The organism is Pseudomonas sp. P4_B3, from assembly GCF_056402295.1.
On sequence record NZ_JBFUHR010000033.1, the window covers coordinates 1 to 16,468 of the forward strand.

The window sequence follows — 16,468 nt, forward strand, 5'->3', positions numbered from 1 at the left end:
AGTACCACGATTCACCCTTCAGGTTTTGCGATAGCTGAACAACAGATGACGTGAACGGCCTACCGGCCTGGCGAAGATCCTGGCATAAAAATCGGCTTTAAGAAGCCGATGGGCTTTTTAGGATCGTCAGGCGCGATTCTCATCGTGGCGCTGGGGCATGCCCCAAACAGACGCCGGATAGATTTAAGCAAGCCAACCACACCACCCGTTAATCAGTATTGCAAAAATGGGGGCGACCATAGATTTTTTTGATCCGGTCTCTAATTACAGAGCCATATCACTCGCAGCATTAGCCTTCGGAGCCTTCACAGCAGTATCGACAGTCACTGGCTTCACAGCCGGCGCGATCACCGCTGGTGGCGGAGTCAGCTGCAGCACCTTGGCGGTGTAGGCCCACTCTTCTGCAACTTTCTCAGGGCTGTTGTTCAGCTGAGTGCCGTAGCTCGGTACGATCTGGTGCAGCTTGGCCTGCCACTCAGGGGTCGCGACCTTGTCCTTGAACACTTTCTGCAGCACGCTCAGCATGATCGGTGCGGCAGTCGAAGCGCCTGGGGAGGCGCCCAGCAGGCCGGCGATGCTGCCGTCTTGCGATGCGACGATTTCGGTGCCCAGTTTCAGCACGCCACCGGCGGCTTCATCACGCTTGATGATCTGCACGCGCTGGCCGGCTTGCCACAGGCGCCAGTCTTCAGCCTTGGCGTTCGGGAAGTATTCTTTCAGGGCGTTCATGCGGTCTTCATCCGACAGCATAAGCTGGCCTGCCAGGTACTCGACCAGCGGGTATTCCTTGATGCCGACCTTGGTCATTGGCCACACGTTGTGGGTGGTCGTGGTGGTCAGCAGGTCCAGGTACGAACCTTCTTTCAGGAACTTGGTGCTGAAGGTCGCGAATGGGCCAAACAGGATCACGCGCTTGCCGTCCAGCACGCGGGTGTCCAGGTGTGGAACCGACATCGGCGGTGCGCCCACCGAAGCCTTGCCGTAGGCCTTGGCCAGGTGTTGTTCGGCGATGGTCGGGTTCTCGGTCACCAGGAACGAGCCGCCTACCGGGAAGCCAGCGTATTCCTTGGCTTCAGGAATGCCGGACTTCTGCAGCAGGTGCAGGGCACCGCCGCCGGCGCCGATGAACACGAACTTGGCGTCGGTTTCGGTCTTGCTGCCGTCTTTGAGGTTCTTGTAGCTGACGCGCCAGCTGCCGTCTTCGTTCTTGGTGATGTCCTGCACTTCGCTGGACAGTTTCAAGTCGAATTTCGGCGTGGTTTGCAGGTGTGCAACGAACTGACGTGTGATTTCGCCGAAGTTCATGTCAGTGCCGAGCGGGCTCCAGGTGGCCGCGATCTTCTGGTTCGGGTCACGCCCTTCCATCATCAGCGGCACCCACTGCTTGATCACAGCCGGGTCTTCGGAATACTGCATGCCGGCGAACAGCGGGCTCGCTTGCAGGGCTTCGTAGCGCTTTTTCAGGAACTTGATGTTGTCATCGCCCCACACGAAGCTCATGTGCGGGGTGGAGTTGATGAACGAACGCGGGTTCTTCAGCACGCCTTGCTGAACCTGCCAGGCCCAGAACTGACGGGAGATCTGGAAGGCCTCGTTGATTTCAACGGCCTTCGGGATCGAAACCTTGCCGTTCTCGTCTTCCGGGGTGTAGTTCAGCTCGGCCAGGGCGGAGTGACCGGTACCGGCGTTGTTCCAGCCGTTGGAGCTTTCCTGGGCGACGCCGTCGAGGCGCTCGACCATTTCCATCGACATGCCAGGTTCCAGCTCATTGAGCCAGACACCCAGGGTCGCGCTCATGATGCCGCCGCCGATCAGCAGCACATCGACTTTCTTGGCCTCTTGCGCGTGGACGGATGACATCCCCATCGACAAAGCCAGCCCCAGCAGGGCCGTGTTCACTTTTTTAAACATCTGTAGCACCTATGATAAAACGCCATCCGCCCTTCCATCCTCATGCGCACAGCCCCATGTTTCACGGCAGTCACGGGGGCGGCACTCAAGGATTGCAGGGTGGGCACACAAGGCCGATGAACCGCATCGACCCCACTTTAATGTCCCTTCTGAACTGACTTTTTATCGTTATTGGCTTCAGCTACTTGAGCGACAGTGATTCCGTCGGCACGTCTTGCGGACATGCAAACTGAATAGGTCAAACCAAGTTGGCGCGCAGAATATCACGACAAGGCTTACCCGCGCGTCTGTTCCCGACCGGTTAGTCCGGGCCCGGGCGCCCGGCCTTCTATACTCATCCTGTTTTTCTCACCGAGTGTGTGAGCAACAGCCATGAGTGATAGGAACAGCCATGAGCGAAAGGAGCAGTCATGAGCGACAAAGACGATCTGCGCAAGTACTCCTCTCAAGTGATCGACGGCGTGGAAGCCGCACCGGCACGTGCCATGCTGCGGGCCGTGGGCTTTACCGATGCAGACTTCCAGAAGCCGCAGGTCGGCATCGCCTCGACCTGGGCCATGGTCACGCCCTGCAACATGCACATCGACAAGCTGGCGCTCGAAGCCGAAAAAGGCGCGAATGCCGCCGGTGCCAAGGGCGTGATCTTCAACACCATCACCATTTCCGACGGCATCGCCAACGGCACCGAAGGCATGAAGTATTCGCTGGTGTCCCGCGAGGTGATCGCCGACTCCATTGAAGTGGTGGCCGGTTGCGAGGGTTTCGACGGCCTGGTGACCATCGGCGGCTGCGACAAGAACATGCCGGGCTGCCTGATCGGCATGGCACGGCTCAATCGCCCGTCGATCTTTGTCTATGGCGGCACCATCCAGCCGGGCGCCGGCCACACCGACATCATTTCCGTGTTCGAGGCCGTGGGGCAGCACGCGCGGGGCGATATCAGCGAGATCCAGGTCAAGCAGATCGAGGAAGTGGCGATTCCCGGCCCCGGTTCCTGTGGCGGCATGTACACCGCCAACACCATGGCCTCGGCCATCGAAGCCTTGGGCATGAGCCTGCCCGGTTCCAGCTCTCAGGAGGCCATTGGCGGCGACAAGGCGTCGGACAGCTTCCGCGCCGGCCAGCAGGTCATGGAGCTGCTCAAGCTCGACCTCAAGCCTCGCGACATCATGACCCGTAAAGCCTTCGAGAATGCCATTCGCGTGGTGATCGCCCTCGCCGGCTCGACCAATGCCGTGCTGCATCTGCTGGCCATGGCCAACGCGGTGGATGTGGAACTGACCCTGGATGACTTCGCCGAGCTGGGCAAGATTTCCCCGGTGGTCGCCGACCTACGCCCCAGCGGCCAATACATGATGAGCGAGCTGGTGGCCATCGGCGGCATTCAACCACTGATGAAACGCATGCTCGATGCCGGCATGCTGCACGGCGATGTGCTGACCGTCACCGGCCAGACCCTGGCGGAGAACCTGGCAAACGTGCCCGATTACCCCGCCGGCCAGGACGTGATCCGGCCTTTCGACCAGCCGATCAAAAAGGATTCCCATCTCGTCATTCTGCGCGGCAACCTCTCGCCCGGCGGCGCCGTGGCCAAGATCACCGGCAAGGAAGGCCTGCGCTTCGAAGGTACGGCCCGGGTCTATCACGGCGAGGAAGGTGCGCTGGCCGGCATTCTCAATGGCGAAGTGCAGCCCGGCGAAGTGATCGTGATCCGCTATGAAGGCCCCAAGGGCGGACCGGGCATGCGCGAAATGCTCTCGCCGACGTCGGCGGTCATGGGCAAGGGCCTGGGCAAGGAGGTGGCGCTGATCACCGATGGCCGTTTCTCCGGCGGCTCCCACGGTTTCGTGGTCGGTCACATCACGCCGGAAGCCTTTGAGGGCGGGCCGATTGCGTTGGTCGAGAATGGCGACAGGATCATCATTGATGCTGAGACACGGCAGATTACCGTTGACGTGTCTGTCGCGGACCTGGCCGAGCGCAAGAGCCGTTGGGTTCGCCCGGAATCGAAATACAAGCGCGGGGTGCTGGCCAAGTATGCGAAGACGGTGTCCAGTGCTTCGGAGGGGGCTGTGACTGATAAGTATCTTTAGGGGGCTGGTCCTGCGTTGTCTGGGATATTGCCATCGCGAGCAAGCTCGCTCCCACAGTGAATCAGGTGTACGCAGCATTTGTGTACAACCCCAATCCCTGTGGGAGCGAGCTTGCTCGCGATGGCGTCCTGTCAGGCAACCTCTACCTCAACAGCTACCCCGCCGAAGCCGTCTACCCAATCACCTTGCGGTCGTCATCGCTTGTTTTTGCACCATGCCGCGCAGGGACACCAGCAACAGAGTGGCAAACGCACCGACCACCGCGACGGCCATGTCCTTTTGCGAGTCCCAGGGGTCGTTTTGCGCGCCGACGAAGGCATTCGCCGTGTCATTGCCCAGGAAGGCACCGCCGATCCACTCCACCAGTTCATACACAGCGGACGTCGACAGCATGACGTTCAGCGTCACGAAAAACAGCCAGAACCCGCGCAACGGCGTCAGGCGCCACAACACTTCGCGCACCGGATAGACCAGCAGCAGCCCGTAGCTGAAATGCACCAGTCGGTCGTAGTGATTGCGGTGAATACCGGACGCTTGGTCGAAACTGAAGCCCAACCACGCCGAAGACCAGTGTTCATAAGGCACCAGGGAATAGGTGTAGTGAGCGCCCAATTCATGCACGCACAGAAACGCAAACACCAGCGTGATGGACGTCGCAGACAAGCGAAACCAGCGAGAAACCGTCACCAGCGTCCCCACCAGCAACAGCACCAGCAGGTTTTCCAGCGCCCAGTCCACCCGGCTGCGGGGAGAAAAACCCGACACCACGACAATCAGCAGAAATACCACGAGCAATGTCAGGTCGTGCCGTAAACGTTGGTTAGGCTGCATGACTGCAATACCTCGAAGTCAGGACATCGCCCTTTTAGCTTCGAGGCAAGGGTGCCAGGCAAGTTCGCTTTTTTCCTCCAATGCATGATAGGTTGTACGATGACTGACGAATTATCGTCCAGTCGTCGCGCTATCCCTACAACAACAAGGAAACACTCATGAAAAAAGCAAAAGTGCTGATCGGTTTTCTGTGCCTGTTCAGCGGCTACGTCGCCGCCACCCCCGCTGCCGCGGACAAGGACGTGGCCCAGGCGGTCGACCACCTGACCCAGGCCATGTTGCACAAAGACATCCCGGAACTGAACGCCTTGACCGCCGAGAACCTGACCTACGGGCATTCCAGCGGCAAGATCCAGGACAAGCAGGCCTTCATCGCCGACATCGAAACCGGCAAAAGCGCGTTCAAGACCCTGGAGATGCAGAACCAGACCATAACCGTCTCGGGCGATGTCGCGCTGGTCCGTCACCACTTCTCGGCGCAAGCGCTCAAAGGTACTGAAGTGGTACCAACCGAAATCGAAAACTTCCAGATCTGGCAAAAGCAGGACGGTAAATGGCTGCTGGTAGGACGACAGGCGTTCAAGTTCTGATGAATTCGTAAGCCACCAACATAACCTGTAGGAGCGAGCCTGCTCGCGATGACGGTAGTCCATTCAACATCAATGTCGAATGGCTTGACGCTATCGCGAGCAGGCTCGCTCCTACATGGGTTTTGCGTTAGTCAGTTACCCTTCCACTCCCGCGGGCTCAGCCCGGTCTTGCGCCGAAACGCCCGGGCCAGCGCCGAGGGGCTTTCGTAACCGACCTCCTCGGCAATCAGCGCAATCGGCCGGCCCTCGCGCAGGCGTTTCTGCGCCAGGCTGATGCGCCAGCTCACCAGGTAATCCACCGGCGTCTGCCCGACCACCTGGCGAAAGTGCTCGGCGAAACTGGCCCGCGACATGTTGGCGGCGACCGAAAGTTCGGCCACGCTCCAGGCCTTGGCCGGGGTTTCGTGCATCAGGCTCAGGGGCCGCGCCAGGCGCGCATCGGCAAGGCCGGCCATCATGCCCGGCTGCTGGCCAGTGGTGCTCAGGATGTGCCGCAATAACAGAATCACCAGCAGCTCGAACAGGCGATCCATCACCGCTTCGCGTCCGCACGTACCGTCAAACGCCTCGTTGAACAGCCATTCCAGAGTCCCGGCCAGGGTCGGAATTTCATCGAGCTTGAGCACCAGGTAATCCGGCAGCGCCGCCGCCAGGGCATTGCCCGCACCGCCGTCGAAATCCAGGGTCGCGCACACCAGTTGCGTGCCGGACGCTTCAGACGCGAACAGGCGATGTCGATAGGGCCGGGGGAAAAAGATCAGGGTCGGTTCGCTCATCTGCAGATCCGGCTGATCGCCCATCTTGAGCAACAGTTCACCGGCCTGAAGCAGGTGCAGATGGCCGCTGGCCTGTTGGCCGTCGTAGGCGGCGGTGCCGCAAAATGTGCCGCTGTGAAAGGTGCCGGCATTGACGCCGAAGTGCGTGAGCAACGTGGACAAGCGATCCATGACAAAGCTCCCGAAGGCAGTTTTGGACGATCTGTCGCATATCCTCGACGATTTGCATCCAAAAAGCCAAGTACTCTCCCTAACATCAGCTCCGTACCCAGCGCATTCCGCGCCTCACACCACGGAGTATCACCATGACCCGCATTGCCCCGATCAGCCTGGAACACGCCACCGACGCCACCCGCCCGCTGCTGGAAGGCGTGCAGAAGAAAATCGGTTTTCTGCCCAACCTGTTCAAGGTACTGGCCCACGCCCCGGCGGTACTGGCCTCGTACCTGCAAAACTCGGCCGCACTGGGCAAGACGTCCTTGAGCGCCACGGAAAAAGAAGCGGTGTTCCTCGCCACCTCGCAGGTCAACGGCTGTGACTACTGCCTGGCGGCCCACACGCTGTTTGCCGGCAAGGCCGGGCTATCAGGTCAGGACATCCTCAGTGCGCGTCAGGGTGAACTCAACGCCTATGCCACCCTTGCCCGCCAGGTCACCGAAAGCCGTGGCCACCTGACGGTCGAACAGATCGCCACTGCGCGTGCCGCCGGTATCGACGACGGCAAGATCATCGAAGTGATCGCCCACGTGGCTTCGCAGACACTGACCAACTACCTGAACAACACAGCGCTGACCGACATCGACTTCCCGGCCATCGGCGCCTGAACCTGTAGGAGCGAGCCTGCTCGCGATGGCGGAGTGTCAGTCGACATCATAGGTGTCTGACATAACGCCATCGCGAGCAGGCTCGCTCCTACAGTGACAGGTGTGTAATCAGGTATTGGTTTTCAACTTGGTCCACAAGCGCGTGCTGAGGCGTGCGATGGCCGCGGGCAAGTCCTCTACGGTAAACAGCTTGTCCATCACGCTCTTCGGCGGATAGATCGCCAGGTCCTGCTTCACCGCCGGGTCGACGAAGGCATCCGCCGCACTGTTGGGGTTGGCGTAGTGGATGCTGTTGCTGATGTTGGCAATCACCTTCGGTTCCAGCAGGTAGTTCATGTAGGCGTAACCGTTCTTCTCGTGTGGCGCGTTCTTCGGCATGACCACCATGTCCAGCCACAAGGTGGACCCTTCGTCCGGGATCGAATAGGCAATATCGATCCCGTTTTTGGCTTCCCTGGCGCTGGCGGCGGCCTGCACGATATCGCCGTTGAAACCGATCACCGCGCAGACGTTGCCGTTGGCCAGGTCGCTGATGTACTTGGACGCATGGAAATACTGTACGTAAGGCCGGATCTTCAGCAGCGCCTGCTCGGCTTTCTTGTAGTCGGCAGGCTCATGGCTGTGGGGCGGCAGGCCCAGGTAATTGAGGGTGATCGGCAGGATCTGCGTCGGGTTGTCGATGATCGCCACGCCACACTCGCTGAGCTTCTTGATGTTGTTCTCGTCGAAGAACAGGCTCCAGGAATGGGTGACATCGGTGTTGCCAAAGATCGCCTTGATCTTCTCGACGTTGTAGCCGATGCCCGCCGTGCCCCACATGTAGGGGTAACCGTACTGGTTGCCCGGGTCGTTGACTTCGAGCTTTTTCATCAACGCCGGGTCGAGGTTTTTCCAGTTGGGCAACTGGCTCCTGTCGAGTTTCTGGATGGCGCCGGCCTTGATCAGGCGCGACAGGAAGTGGTTCGACGGGCTGACCACGTCATACCCGGTGTTGCCGGTCATCAGCTTCGATTCCAGCACTTCGTTGCTGTCGTGGATGTCGTAGGTCGCCTTGATCCCGGTGTCCTTGTTGAAGTTGACTAGGGTGTCTTCGGCGATGTAGCCGTTCCAGTTGGAAATATTGACGGTTTCGTCGGCATAAGTGACGGCGGAAAAGGTCGAGATCAGGGCCACAAGGGAAAGCGTATTGACGCGCATGTTGAATCACCTTCGATGGGAAGTGCTTTTGTTCTTGTTGTGAAACGGGTGTTGTCAGATTTCGCTTCTGGCCCGGACCGTCTCCACGCGCATACGCAGCATGGCACCGATGTCGAGCAACGGCTTGGGCGGCAGCCAGCCGGGCTGCGCCCGTTGAATGACCGAGCGCAGCAGCGGTGAATCAAGGCCCGAGGCCAGTTCCGCGAGCAAGCGGCCCCACAGCGTGCCCCGCGCCACCCCCGAACCATTGCACCCGGCCACGGCGAACACGCCCTCCTCGACTTTCGCGAAGTACGGTTGCCCGGAGCGCGAAGCGCTGAGATGGCCGGTCCAGGTGTATTCGATGTCCTGGTCGCCGAGCATCGGAAACCGGCGCTGCAATCCAACGACATGATGCTGACGTCGGGTCGACAATTCGCTCAATGACAGATCCCGGGAACGGTATTCCGCGGTGTTGCGGATCATCACCCGGCGATCCGGGGTCAGGCGTACCGTCGCACCCAATGGCCGGGTCGACAGCACGCCCCAGGACGCTGGCGCACCCAGGGCTTTAAACTCTTGATCGCTGAGCGGCCGCGTGAGGCTGGCACTGAGTTCCATTGCAAATGTACCGCTGCCGTCGATCCCTGAACGGGGGATGAAGGCGTTCAGGCAGACCAATACTTGTTTGGCCTCAACGCATCCATTGTCGCCGCGAGCGCGAATTCGGCCGTTGCTCAAGCGCTCAAGCCCGCTGATATCGGTGTTCTCGTAGAGTGTGACCTTCTCTGGCAAGGCATCGAGCAAGCCCTTCACGTACTTGGCCGGTTGCAGAAGCGCATTGCCATTGCCGCACCAGATACCAGCACGGTAGTGCCGTGTGCCGAGTTTCTCGATCAATGGCTCGCCTTGCAGGAACTGCGCACTGGCGCCAACGGCACGCAGGGTCCGCAACTTGGTCTCGACGTGGGTCAGCTTGCGTGGATCGCTGACGGCGAAGAAATAGCCCGATTCCCTGAAGTCGCATTCGATGCCATGGCGGGCAATCTGCTTGCGGACTTCGTCGGCGGCTGCGCGGCCGATGGACGTATCCACTTGATACCCGGCGAACCCATCGCTGCCCGCCAACTCGCCAGCGGCGGGATGCTCATGAGCCACCACAAAACCGGAATTGCGCGCCGATGCCCCCTGCGCAGCCCGCTGCCGGTCAACGACTACGATGCGTGCCTGGGGGTGCATTTGCGCCAGAGCGTGTGCCGCACTGAGGCCGGTGATACCGGCACCGATCACCAGCCAGTCGGCGTGCTGCGTGCCTTTGAGTGGATCGCGTAACGGAGAACTCCCCGCTTGCGCAATCCAGCCACAGATATTTTCCATGTGTCACCTCGTTTTCTTGTTCTGCGAACCGTGGCGAATCAACTGCGTTGCATGCATGATTCGCATGAACGATTTTCGATGACGGTAGCCATGACTAGAATTTAAAGGCTCCTCACTGGCACAACCAACGTTATTAAATCATCGAGGCATTCTGAAAACGCATGGTTAAAATTCGTCACGAGCCCTCGCTGCAGGGTTTGCAGGCCTTGGTGGAAGTCGCCGCCTCGGGCAGCTTCACCCAGGCAGCGCAAAAGCTTTGCCTGACGCAAAGTGCGGTGAGCCGGCAGATCCAGCAGCTGGAGAGTCACTTCGGCGTCGCGCTGTTCGTGCGCAGCAGCCGCAGCCTGCAATTGACCGCGGAGGGCGAACAGGTACTGGCCAGCGCCCGCAGCATCCTCGAACAGTTGCGCACCCTCGAAGACCGGCTCGCGCCACAAAAACGCCCGTTCCGCATTCGCATGCACGTGTCGCTGGCGGTGCGCTGGCTGTTGCCCAGGCTGAGCGATTTCTACCGGCATCACCCGGACATATCCCTGGCAATTGAAACCGTGGCCACCGAAGTCGTGGAGCCGGCCAGTGACAGCGACGCCTACATTCTCTATCTGTCGGAGCCGGCTACAGCGCCCGATTGCCTGACCCTGTTCGAAGAGGCATTGGTGCCCGTGTGTGCGCCAGGGCTGGGCACCAACGACCGGCCATTGGCTTCGCTGGAAGATCTGTCGGGGTTCGCCTTGCTGCACCGCTCCTCCGATCAACATGACTGGCAGATCTGGCTGTCAGCCCATGGCGGCAAGTCGTTGCATGACTATCGACACATCCCCTTCAACCTCGACGAACTGGCGCTCGATGCCGCCGCCCGGGGCCTGGGCGTGGCGATGACCGACATGACCCTGGCAGGTGAGTCGATCCAGCGCGGCGAACTGGTGATTCCATTCGGCGAGCCGTTGAAGACCCGGGGGATTTACTCGTTGTGCCTGCAACCTTCGGCGGCATCGCATCCGGCGTGCGCGCCGGTCATGCAGTGGTTTGCCGCGCAAACCACTGCATGACCCTGTGGGAGCGAGCAGGGGGTACTCAATCATCCTCATGCAACTTGATGCCGCGTTTATGCAACACATGGGGCACCACCAGCACCAGCAGCGTCAGGGCGAGGAAGAACGCCGAGATCGGTTGCGTGACGAACACCGTCCAGTCGCCCTGGCCGATGGACAAGGCGTTGCGCAGTTGTTTCTCGGCCATCGGCCCCAGCAGCATGCCGACGATCACCGGGGCGACGGGGAAGTCGAAACGGCGCATCAGCACCCCGCCCCAGCCAATCGCCAACATCAGGATCAGGTCGAAGGATGAGTGGCGCATGCCGTACACGCCGATGGTGGCGAATACCAGGATGCCGGCGTTCAGGTACGGCCGGGGGATTTGCAGCAGTTTGACCCACAGCCCCACCAGCGGCAGGTTCAACACCAGCAGGATCACGTTGCCGATGTACAGCGAGGCCACCAGCGTCCAGACCAGGTCGGCGGAGGTTTCGAACAGCATCGGCCCCGGTTGCAGGTTGTAGTTCTGGAACGCCGCCAGCAGGATCGCAGCGGTGGCGGACGTCGGGATGCCCAGGGTCAGCAACGGCACCAGCGATCCGGTCGCGCTGGCATTATTGGCCGCTTCCGGGCCGGCGACGCCTTCGATGGCGCCCTCGCCCTTGTTGGCGGAAAACTCCTTGGGATACTTGCTGAGTTTGCGTTCGGTGGAATAGGACAAAAAGGTCGGAATCTCGGCGCCACCGGCCGGAATCGAACCAAACGGGAAACCGATCAGGGTGCCGCGCAACCAGGCGGGGACTGAGCGTTTCCAGTCGGCGCGAGTCATCCACAGCGAGGTCAGGCGATGCCGCCCTTCATTTGACTCCGTTTGATAGAGCAAGCTGTACAACGCCTCGCCCACCGCGAACAAACCGACCGCCACCAGCACCACCTCGATACCGTCCACCAGTTCGGGAACGCCCAACGTGTAGCGGGCAATACCCGAGGTCGAATCCAGCCCGATCAAACCGATGGTCAGCCCGACGCCCAGCGAGGCAAACCCGCGCAGCATCGAGGCGCCGAGCACCGCCGACACGGTTGTGAACGACAACACCAGGATCGCGAAATACTCGGTCGGGCCGAAATTCAGTGCCAGCCTGGCCACGATGGGCGCAAACAGCGTCAGCAAAATCGTGGCGATGGTGCCGGCGACGAACGAGCCGATCGCCGCCGTTGCCAGCGCAGGTCCGGCCCGGCCGTTGCGCGCCATCAGGTTGCCTTCCAGTGCCGTGACCATCGACGACGACTCGCCGGGGGTGTTGAGCAGAATCGAAGTGGTGGAACCGCCGAACTGCGCGCCGTAGTAGATACCGGCGAACATGATCAAGGCGCCGGTGGGGTCGACCTTGGCGGTGATCGGCAACAACAGGGCCACTGTCAACGCCGGACCGATCCCCGGCAGCACGCCGATGGCGGTGCCGAGCAGGCAGCCGATGAACCCCCACATCAGATTGATCGGCGTCAACGCCGCGGCAAAACCCATCGCCAGGCTTGAAAGAATGTCCACGGTGTCGATCTCCTTTCAAAGCCAAATGTTGATCAGCGACGGCAGGGAAACCCCGAGCCCGGCGTTGAACAGCCAGTAGATCGGCAGGGTCAAGGCAATGCCGATGGCCAGGTCCCGCACGGGATGACGGCTGCCAAAACCTCGCGCCGAACAGGCAAACAGCAACCCGGCGGCCAGCACAAACCCGATCAGGTTGATCAGCACCGCCACCCCGACAAGACCCGCGGTCACCCAGGCCGCACCGGCTTTTCCACCCGGCACCGTCGGGGTGTCGTTATCCAGCTCGCGAAAGCCGCCACTGATGGCCTGATACCCCAGCAGCAGCCCCACTGCGCCCAGAAACCCTGCCACGACATAGGGATAAACGTACGCCGGGAGGATGACAAAACCCATTTCAGGCGGAAAACGGTAGGCGCCAATCGCCAGCACGACGCTGATGGCGATCAGGCCGATGCCGACGGCCAATTGCGTCGGCACCACTGCGCGCAGTGTGGCCATTTCAAATCAGCCCGACCTTGACCAGCATGGCGTGCAACCGCACGTGTTCTTCCTCGACGAATTTGCCGAACTCATCGCCGGTCAGCACACTGGGCGTCCAGGCGTTGGTCTGGATATTGTCCTGCCAGACCTTGCTGTTGGTGGCGGCCACGACCGCGTCGATCACTTCCTTGCGCTGCTGCGGGGTGAGACCCGCTGCACCGTAAACGCCGCGCCAGTTGCCGATCGTCACGTCATAGCCGCTCTCCTTGAGGGTCGGTGCATCAATGCCGGGAACGCGCTCCGGCGCGCCGATGGCCAGGACACGGAACTGGCCGGTCTTGATGTATTGGCCCAGCTCGGCGTAACCGCCGGTGATCACCTTGAGCTGCCCGCCCAGCGCCTGGGCAACCACCTCGCCACCGCCACCAAAGGCCACGTAATTCACCTTGTTGACCGGCACGTCCAGCTTGCCCGCCAGCTCGGCGATGCCGATGTGATCCACCGAGCCCTTGGAACCGCCACCCCAGGTGATGCTCGTCGGATTGGCCTTGAAGGCCTTGATCAGGTCATCGAGGGTCTTGAACTCGGACTCCTTGCGCACGGCGATCACGTTGTACTCGGTGAACAGCCGGGCAATGGGCGTCACATCCTTCAGGCTGATCTGCGGTTTGTTCTGTTCGATGCCCGCGACCATGATCGCCCCGACCACCAACAAGGCGTTCGGGTCACCCTTGGTGCTGTTGGCAAATTGCGCCAGGCCCAGGGTCCCGCCGGCCCCGCCCTTGTTCTCGAAAGTGACGGCCTTGGCCGTATTGGCTTCGACCATGGCCTTGCCCAGCACCCTGGCGGTCTGGTCGTAACCACCGCCCACCGAGCCCGGGGCCATGAATTTCACGGTATCCAGCGCGAAGGCGGGTGCGACCAGCACGGCAGCGGTCAAACCAGCGGCCACGCAGCGACTGAAACGATGGATCAAAGCGGACATGGGCATCTCCTGATTGCATTGTTTTTATAGGTGCCGTTTGCCCATCGACGTACTCGATGAACATGGGCTTGCGAACAAGCTTAGGCCATGGATCCGTGGGTTGATTTGTTTTAAAGCGCTGCGACACCTTGTAGGAGCGAGCTTGCTCGCGATGGACGCTAACGATTACGCGTGCTGTCTGAATAAACACAGTGCCTTTACGTCCTTCGCGAGCAAGCTCGCTCCTACAAGGGTTTGCGGTGTTCCAACCTGCCTTTCATTACAACTTTGTCATCAAGCTGTTGGTCGGCTGTCCGGATCGCCTCGTTAACCTGAACTCACTGTCAGGCCAACCACCGGCAGCCACCCTGCCCTTGTAGAGAGAGATTCGTCATGAAAATGTTGATCCTTGGATTTGCCGCCCTGCTCGCCACCGGTTCGGCGTTTGCCGCTAACCAGCCCACCTCATCGATCATTCACGACAAAGACGGCTTCTATGTCCCGGTGGAGGTGGCCAAGGTCCTGTCGATGACCGACCTCAACGGCAAGTGCGGCATCGTGCCAGCGCAGTTCAACTACCTCGACCACCAGGGTCGCGAGCACCAGCTGGACTACCAGGTCCAGGGCGTGGGCTGCATTGGTGAGAACTGAGCGGATGCCTGCCGTCACCGCTGATCGGGCTACACTTGCGCCACTGATGCGCCCCCGTAGCCCGACCGAAACAGGCAGGTCCCGATGAACATCCTCGTAGTCGAAGACGAACCCAAGGCCGGCAATTACCTGCTCAACGGCCTGCAGGAACTCGGATACACCGTGAGCCTGGCGCGGGACGGCGTCGACGGCTTGCACCTGGCCCTGGAACACGATTTCGATGTGATCGTGCTGGACGTCATGATGCCGAAGATGGATGGCTGGGAAGTCCTGCGTCGCTTGCGCAAGGAAGCCGACACGCCGGTGCTGTTCCTCACCGCCCGGGATGACATCGCCGACCGCATCAAAGGCCTCGAACTGGGCGCCGACGATTACCTGATCAAACCGTTTTCCTTCGCCGAACTGGTGGCACGCCTGCGCACCCTGACCCGGCGTGGCCCTACCCGGGAAGAAGAACACCTGCACGTCGACGACCTGCAGATCGACGTGCTCAAGCGCCGCGTCAGCCGCGCCGGCAACCGCATCACCCTGACCAACAAGGAATTTGCCCTGCTGCACCTGTTCGCCAGCCATCAGGGCGAAGTGTTGTCACGCTCGATGATCGCCTCGCGAGTCTGGGACATGAATTTCGACAGCGACACCAATGTCGTCGATGTCGCCGTGCGCCGCCTGCGCCTGAAAATCGATGATCCGTTCCCGCTCAAGTTGATCCACAGCGTGCGCGGCATCGGCTACCGCTTCGACTCTCAACCCTGAATGCTCCCATGAATGCCATGACGCCGCTGCAATCCGCCTCCCGTCTCAGCCACTCCCTGACCCTGCGTCTGGCGCTGGTGTTTGCCCTGCTGGCGTTTGTCTCGCTGGCGCTGCTGGGTGTCGCGCTGTACCGCGACCTGGAGCGCGAGTTGATCCGTCGCGACGACATTGCCCTGATCACTCGCATCGACCAGTTGCGCACCTTCCTCAACGACAGCAACACCCTGGACCTGATCAAGGCCAAGCCGGCGCTGTTCCAGAACATGATGGGCAACCGCGAGGCCCTGCTGACCATCGGCACCCCGGGCCAACCGCCGTTGCTGGTGGTCAACCCAGGCAACCTGACAATGCCGGTGCTGACCCCGGTGGCCATGGATCATCGGCTGACCCTGGACGACGTGCAGCATTTGCCCAACGTCAATGGCGTGCCGTTTTCCGCCCTGGCAGCGACCATCGACTCCGGTGACCTGGGCAGCCTGCAAGTGGTGACCGGGCGCCTGATGACCGAACGCACCGCCGTGCTCGCCGACTACCGGCTCAATGTGTACCTGTTCGCCAGCGTCGCGGCGATTCTGCTGGCGCTGTCCGGTTATGTGCTGGTGCATCGCGGCCTGTTGCCCGTGCGGCGCCTGGCCCGCCACACCCAGAGCATCGACGTCGGCAACCTCAACGAACGCCTCGACAGCCAGGGCGCGCCGCTGGAACTGTTGCCGATGATCGACGCCTTCAACGCCATGCTCGACCGGCTGGACAAAGGCTTCATACAACTGGGCCAGGTATCGACCGACATGGCCCACGAGCTGCGCACGCCGATCAACAACCTGCTGGGCGAAACCCAGGTGGCCCTGCAACAGAACCGCAGCACCGACGCCTATCAACAGCTGTTGGCCTCGAATGTCGAAGAGCTTGAACGCCTGGCGCGCATGCTCGACAACATGCTGTTTCTGGCCCGCACCGATCCGCGCAGTGCCTTGCGCCAGCGTCAGGAGCTGGATGCCGCCGACGAAATGCAACGCATGGCCGACTATTTCGAAGGCCCGGCAACCGACGTTGGCATCTGCATCAATGCCCGGGGCAGCGGCCTGATCTGGGCCGAGCCCATGTTGCTGCGTCGTGCATTGGCCAACCTGTGCGCCAACGCCATCAAGTACGGCGCGCCGCATTCCGAGCTGTGCATCCACGCCAGCCCGACCGCCGACGGCATCCAGGTACAAGTGCGCAACCACGGCCCGACCATCCCGGCCCGGCATCTGTCACGGCTGTTCGAACGCTTCTACCGGGTCGATGAGTCCCGCGAACGCTCGGCCCAATCCAATGGCCTGGGCCTGTCGATCGTGGCGACGATCATGCAACTGCACAACGGTGCCTGCCACGTCAGCAGTGCCGACGGCATCACCTGCTTCGAACTGTTTTTCCCGGCGCGGCAACAGCATGAGTAACGCCTGAGCGAAAACCA

General features: G+C 61.0%; 15 protein-coding genes. 7 read left to right on the forward strand and 8 right to left on the reverse strand.

Annotated features, from left to right (window positions below; all coding sequences use genetic code 11):
- Window positions 1-264 precede the first annotated feature (264 nt).
- Window positions 265-1,911: a malate dehydrogenase (quinone) gene (mqo, locus tag AC1DWG_RS28490; protein ID WP_477765305.1), complete on the reverse strand. Its 1,647-nt coding sequence runs from the start codon at window positions 1,909-1,911 to the stop codon at window positions 265-267.
- Between the two features lie 410 nt (window positions 1,912-2,321).
- Between mqo and ilvD the strand changes: the two genes are divergently transcribed.
- Entirely contained in the window at window positions 2,322-4,004 is a 1,683-nt protein-coding gene (gene ilvD, locus AC1DWG_RS28495; protein ID WP_477765304.1) for a dihydroxy-acid dehydratase, read from the forward strand.
- Between the two features lie 180 nt (window positions 4,005-4,184).
- On the opposite strand, the gene AC1DWG_RS28500 is transcribed toward ilvD, so the two are convergent.
- Complete coding sequence (locus AC1DWG_RS28500; RefSeq protein ID WP_477765303.1) at window positions 4,185-4,835, reverse strand: DUF2238 domain-containing protein; 651 nt, start codon at window positions 4,833-4,835, stop codon at window positions 4,185-4,187.
- A 158-nt stretch (window positions 4,836-4,993) separates the two neighbouring features.
- On the opposite strand from AC1DWG_RS28500, the gene AC1DWG_RS28505 reads away from it, so the two are divergent.
- Window positions 4,994-5,425, forward strand: coding sequence for a nuclear transport factor 2 family protein (locus tag AC1DWG_RS28505; protein WP_223515445.1), 432 nt, complete (start codon window positions 4,994-4,996; stop codon window positions 5,423-5,425).
- 131 nt (window positions 5,426-5,556) lie between these two features.
- Here AC1DWG_RS28505 and AC1DWG_RS28510 read toward each other — a convergent pair whose 3' ends face one another.
- Window positions 5,557-6,372 carry a helix-turn-helix domain-containing protein gene (locus tag AC1DWG_RS28510; RefSeq protein WP_477788666.1) on the reverse strand — a complete coding sequence of 272 codons (816 nt, stop codon included), beginning with the start codon at window positions 6,370-6,372 and terminating at the stop codon, window positions 5,557-5,559.
- Between the two features lie 134 nt (window positions 6,373-6,506).
- On the opposite strand from AC1DWG_RS28510, the gene AC1DWG_RS28515 reads away from it, so the two are divergent.
- Window positions 6,507-7,025, forward strand: a complete 519-nt coding sequence (locus AC1DWG_RS28515) for a carboxymuconolactone decarboxylase family protein (RefSeq protein WP_477788667.1) — start codon at window positions 6,507-6,509, stop codon at window positions 7,023-7,025.
- A gap of 108 nt (window positions 7,026-7,133) precedes the next feature.
- Here the strand turns inward: AC1DWG_RS28515 and AC1DWG_RS28520 are convergent, their stop codons facing one another.
- Together AC1DWG_RS28520 and AC1DWG_RS28525 are read right to left on the reverse strand one after the other, a co-directional pair.
- A complete protein-coding gene (locus AC1DWG_RS28520) occupies window positions 7,134-8,222 on the reverse strand; it encodes a polyamine ABC transporter substrate-binding protein (protein WP_477788668.1) in 1,089 nt (362 codons plus the stop codon).
- A 54-nt stretch (window positions 8,223-8,276) separates the two neighbouring features.
- Window positions 8,277-9,578, reverse strand: coding sequence for an NAD(P)/FAD-dependent oxidoreductase (locus AC1DWG_RS28525; protein WP_477788669.1), 1,302 nt, complete (start codon window positions 9,576-9,578; stop codon window positions 8,277-8,279).
- Between the two features lie 161 nt (window positions 9,579-9,739).
- Between AC1DWG_RS28525 and AC1DWG_RS28530 the strand changes: the two genes are divergently transcribed.
- Window positions 9,740-10,627, forward strand: coding sequence for a LysR substrate-binding domain-containing protein (locus tag AC1DWG_RS28530; RefSeq protein WP_477788670.1), 888 nt, complete (start codon window positions 9,740-9,742; stop codon window positions 10,625-10,627).
- A gap of 25 nt (window positions 10,628-10,652) precedes the next feature.
- Here AC1DWG_RS28530 and AC1DWG_RS28535 read toward each other — a convergent pair whose 3' ends face one another.
- Genes AC1DWG_RS28535 through AC1DWG_RS28545 form a run of 3 tightly spaced genes read right to left on the reverse strand, consistent with a single transcriptional unit; the run spans window position 10,653 to window position 13,626 of the window.
- The gene (locus AC1DWG_RS28535) at window positions 10,653-12,161 is read right to left on the reverse strand and encodes a tripartite tricarboxylate transporter permease (RefSeq protein WP_477755624.1); all 1,509 of its coding nucleotides are present in this window, start codon (window positions 12,159-12,161) and stop codon (window positions 10,653-10,655) included.
- Window positions 12,162-12,176: 15 nt separating this feature from the next.
- Window positions 12,177-12,659 carry a tripartite tricarboxylate transporter TctB family protein gene (locus AC1DWG_RS28540; protein ID WP_477755625.1) on the reverse strand — a complete coding sequence of 161 codons (483 nt, stop codon included), beginning with the start codon at window positions 12,657-12,659 and terminating at the stop codon, window positions 12,177-12,179.
- Window position 12,660: 1 nt separating this feature from the next.
- Window positions 12,661-13,626: a Bug family tripartite tricarboxylate transporter substrate binding protein gene (locus AC1DWG_RS28545; RefSeq protein ID WP_477788671.1), complete on the reverse strand. Its 966-nt coding sequence runs from the start codon at window positions 13,624-13,626 to the stop codon at window positions 12,661-12,663.
- A 372-nt stretch (window positions 13,627-13,998) separates the two neighbouring features.
- Here AC1DWG_RS28545 and AC1DWG_RS28550 point away from each other — a divergent pair, with 372 nt between their 5' ends.
- The 3 genes from AC1DWG_RS28550 to AC1DWG_RS28560 all read left to right on the forward strand — a co-directional run bounded on the left by AC1DWG_RS28550 (window position 13,999) and on the right by AC1DWG_RS28560 (window position 16,451).
- Window positions 13,999-14,256, forward strand: coding sequence for a DUF2790 domain-containing protein (locus tag AC1DWG_RS28550; RefSeq protein WP_477765298.1), 258 nt, complete (start codon window positions 13,999-14,001; stop codon window positions 14,254-14,256).
- An 84-nt stretch (window positions 14,257-14,340) separates the two neighbouring features.
- On the forward strand, window positions 14,341-15,012 hold the full coding sequence (locus AC1DWG_RS28555) for a heavy metal response regulator transcription factor (protein WP_477788672.1): 672 nt from the start codon (window positions 14,341-14,343) through the stop codon (window positions 15,010-15,012).
- An 8-nt stretch (window positions 15,013-15,020) separates the two neighbouring features.
- Window positions 15,021-16,451: a heavy metal sensor histidine kinase gene (locus AC1DWG_RS28560; RefSeq protein WP_477765297.1), complete on the forward strand. Its 1,431-nt coding sequence runs from the start codon at window positions 15,021-15,023 to the stop codon at window positions 16,449-16,451.
- The last annotated feature ends 17 nt before the right edge of the window (window positions 16,452-16,468 follow it).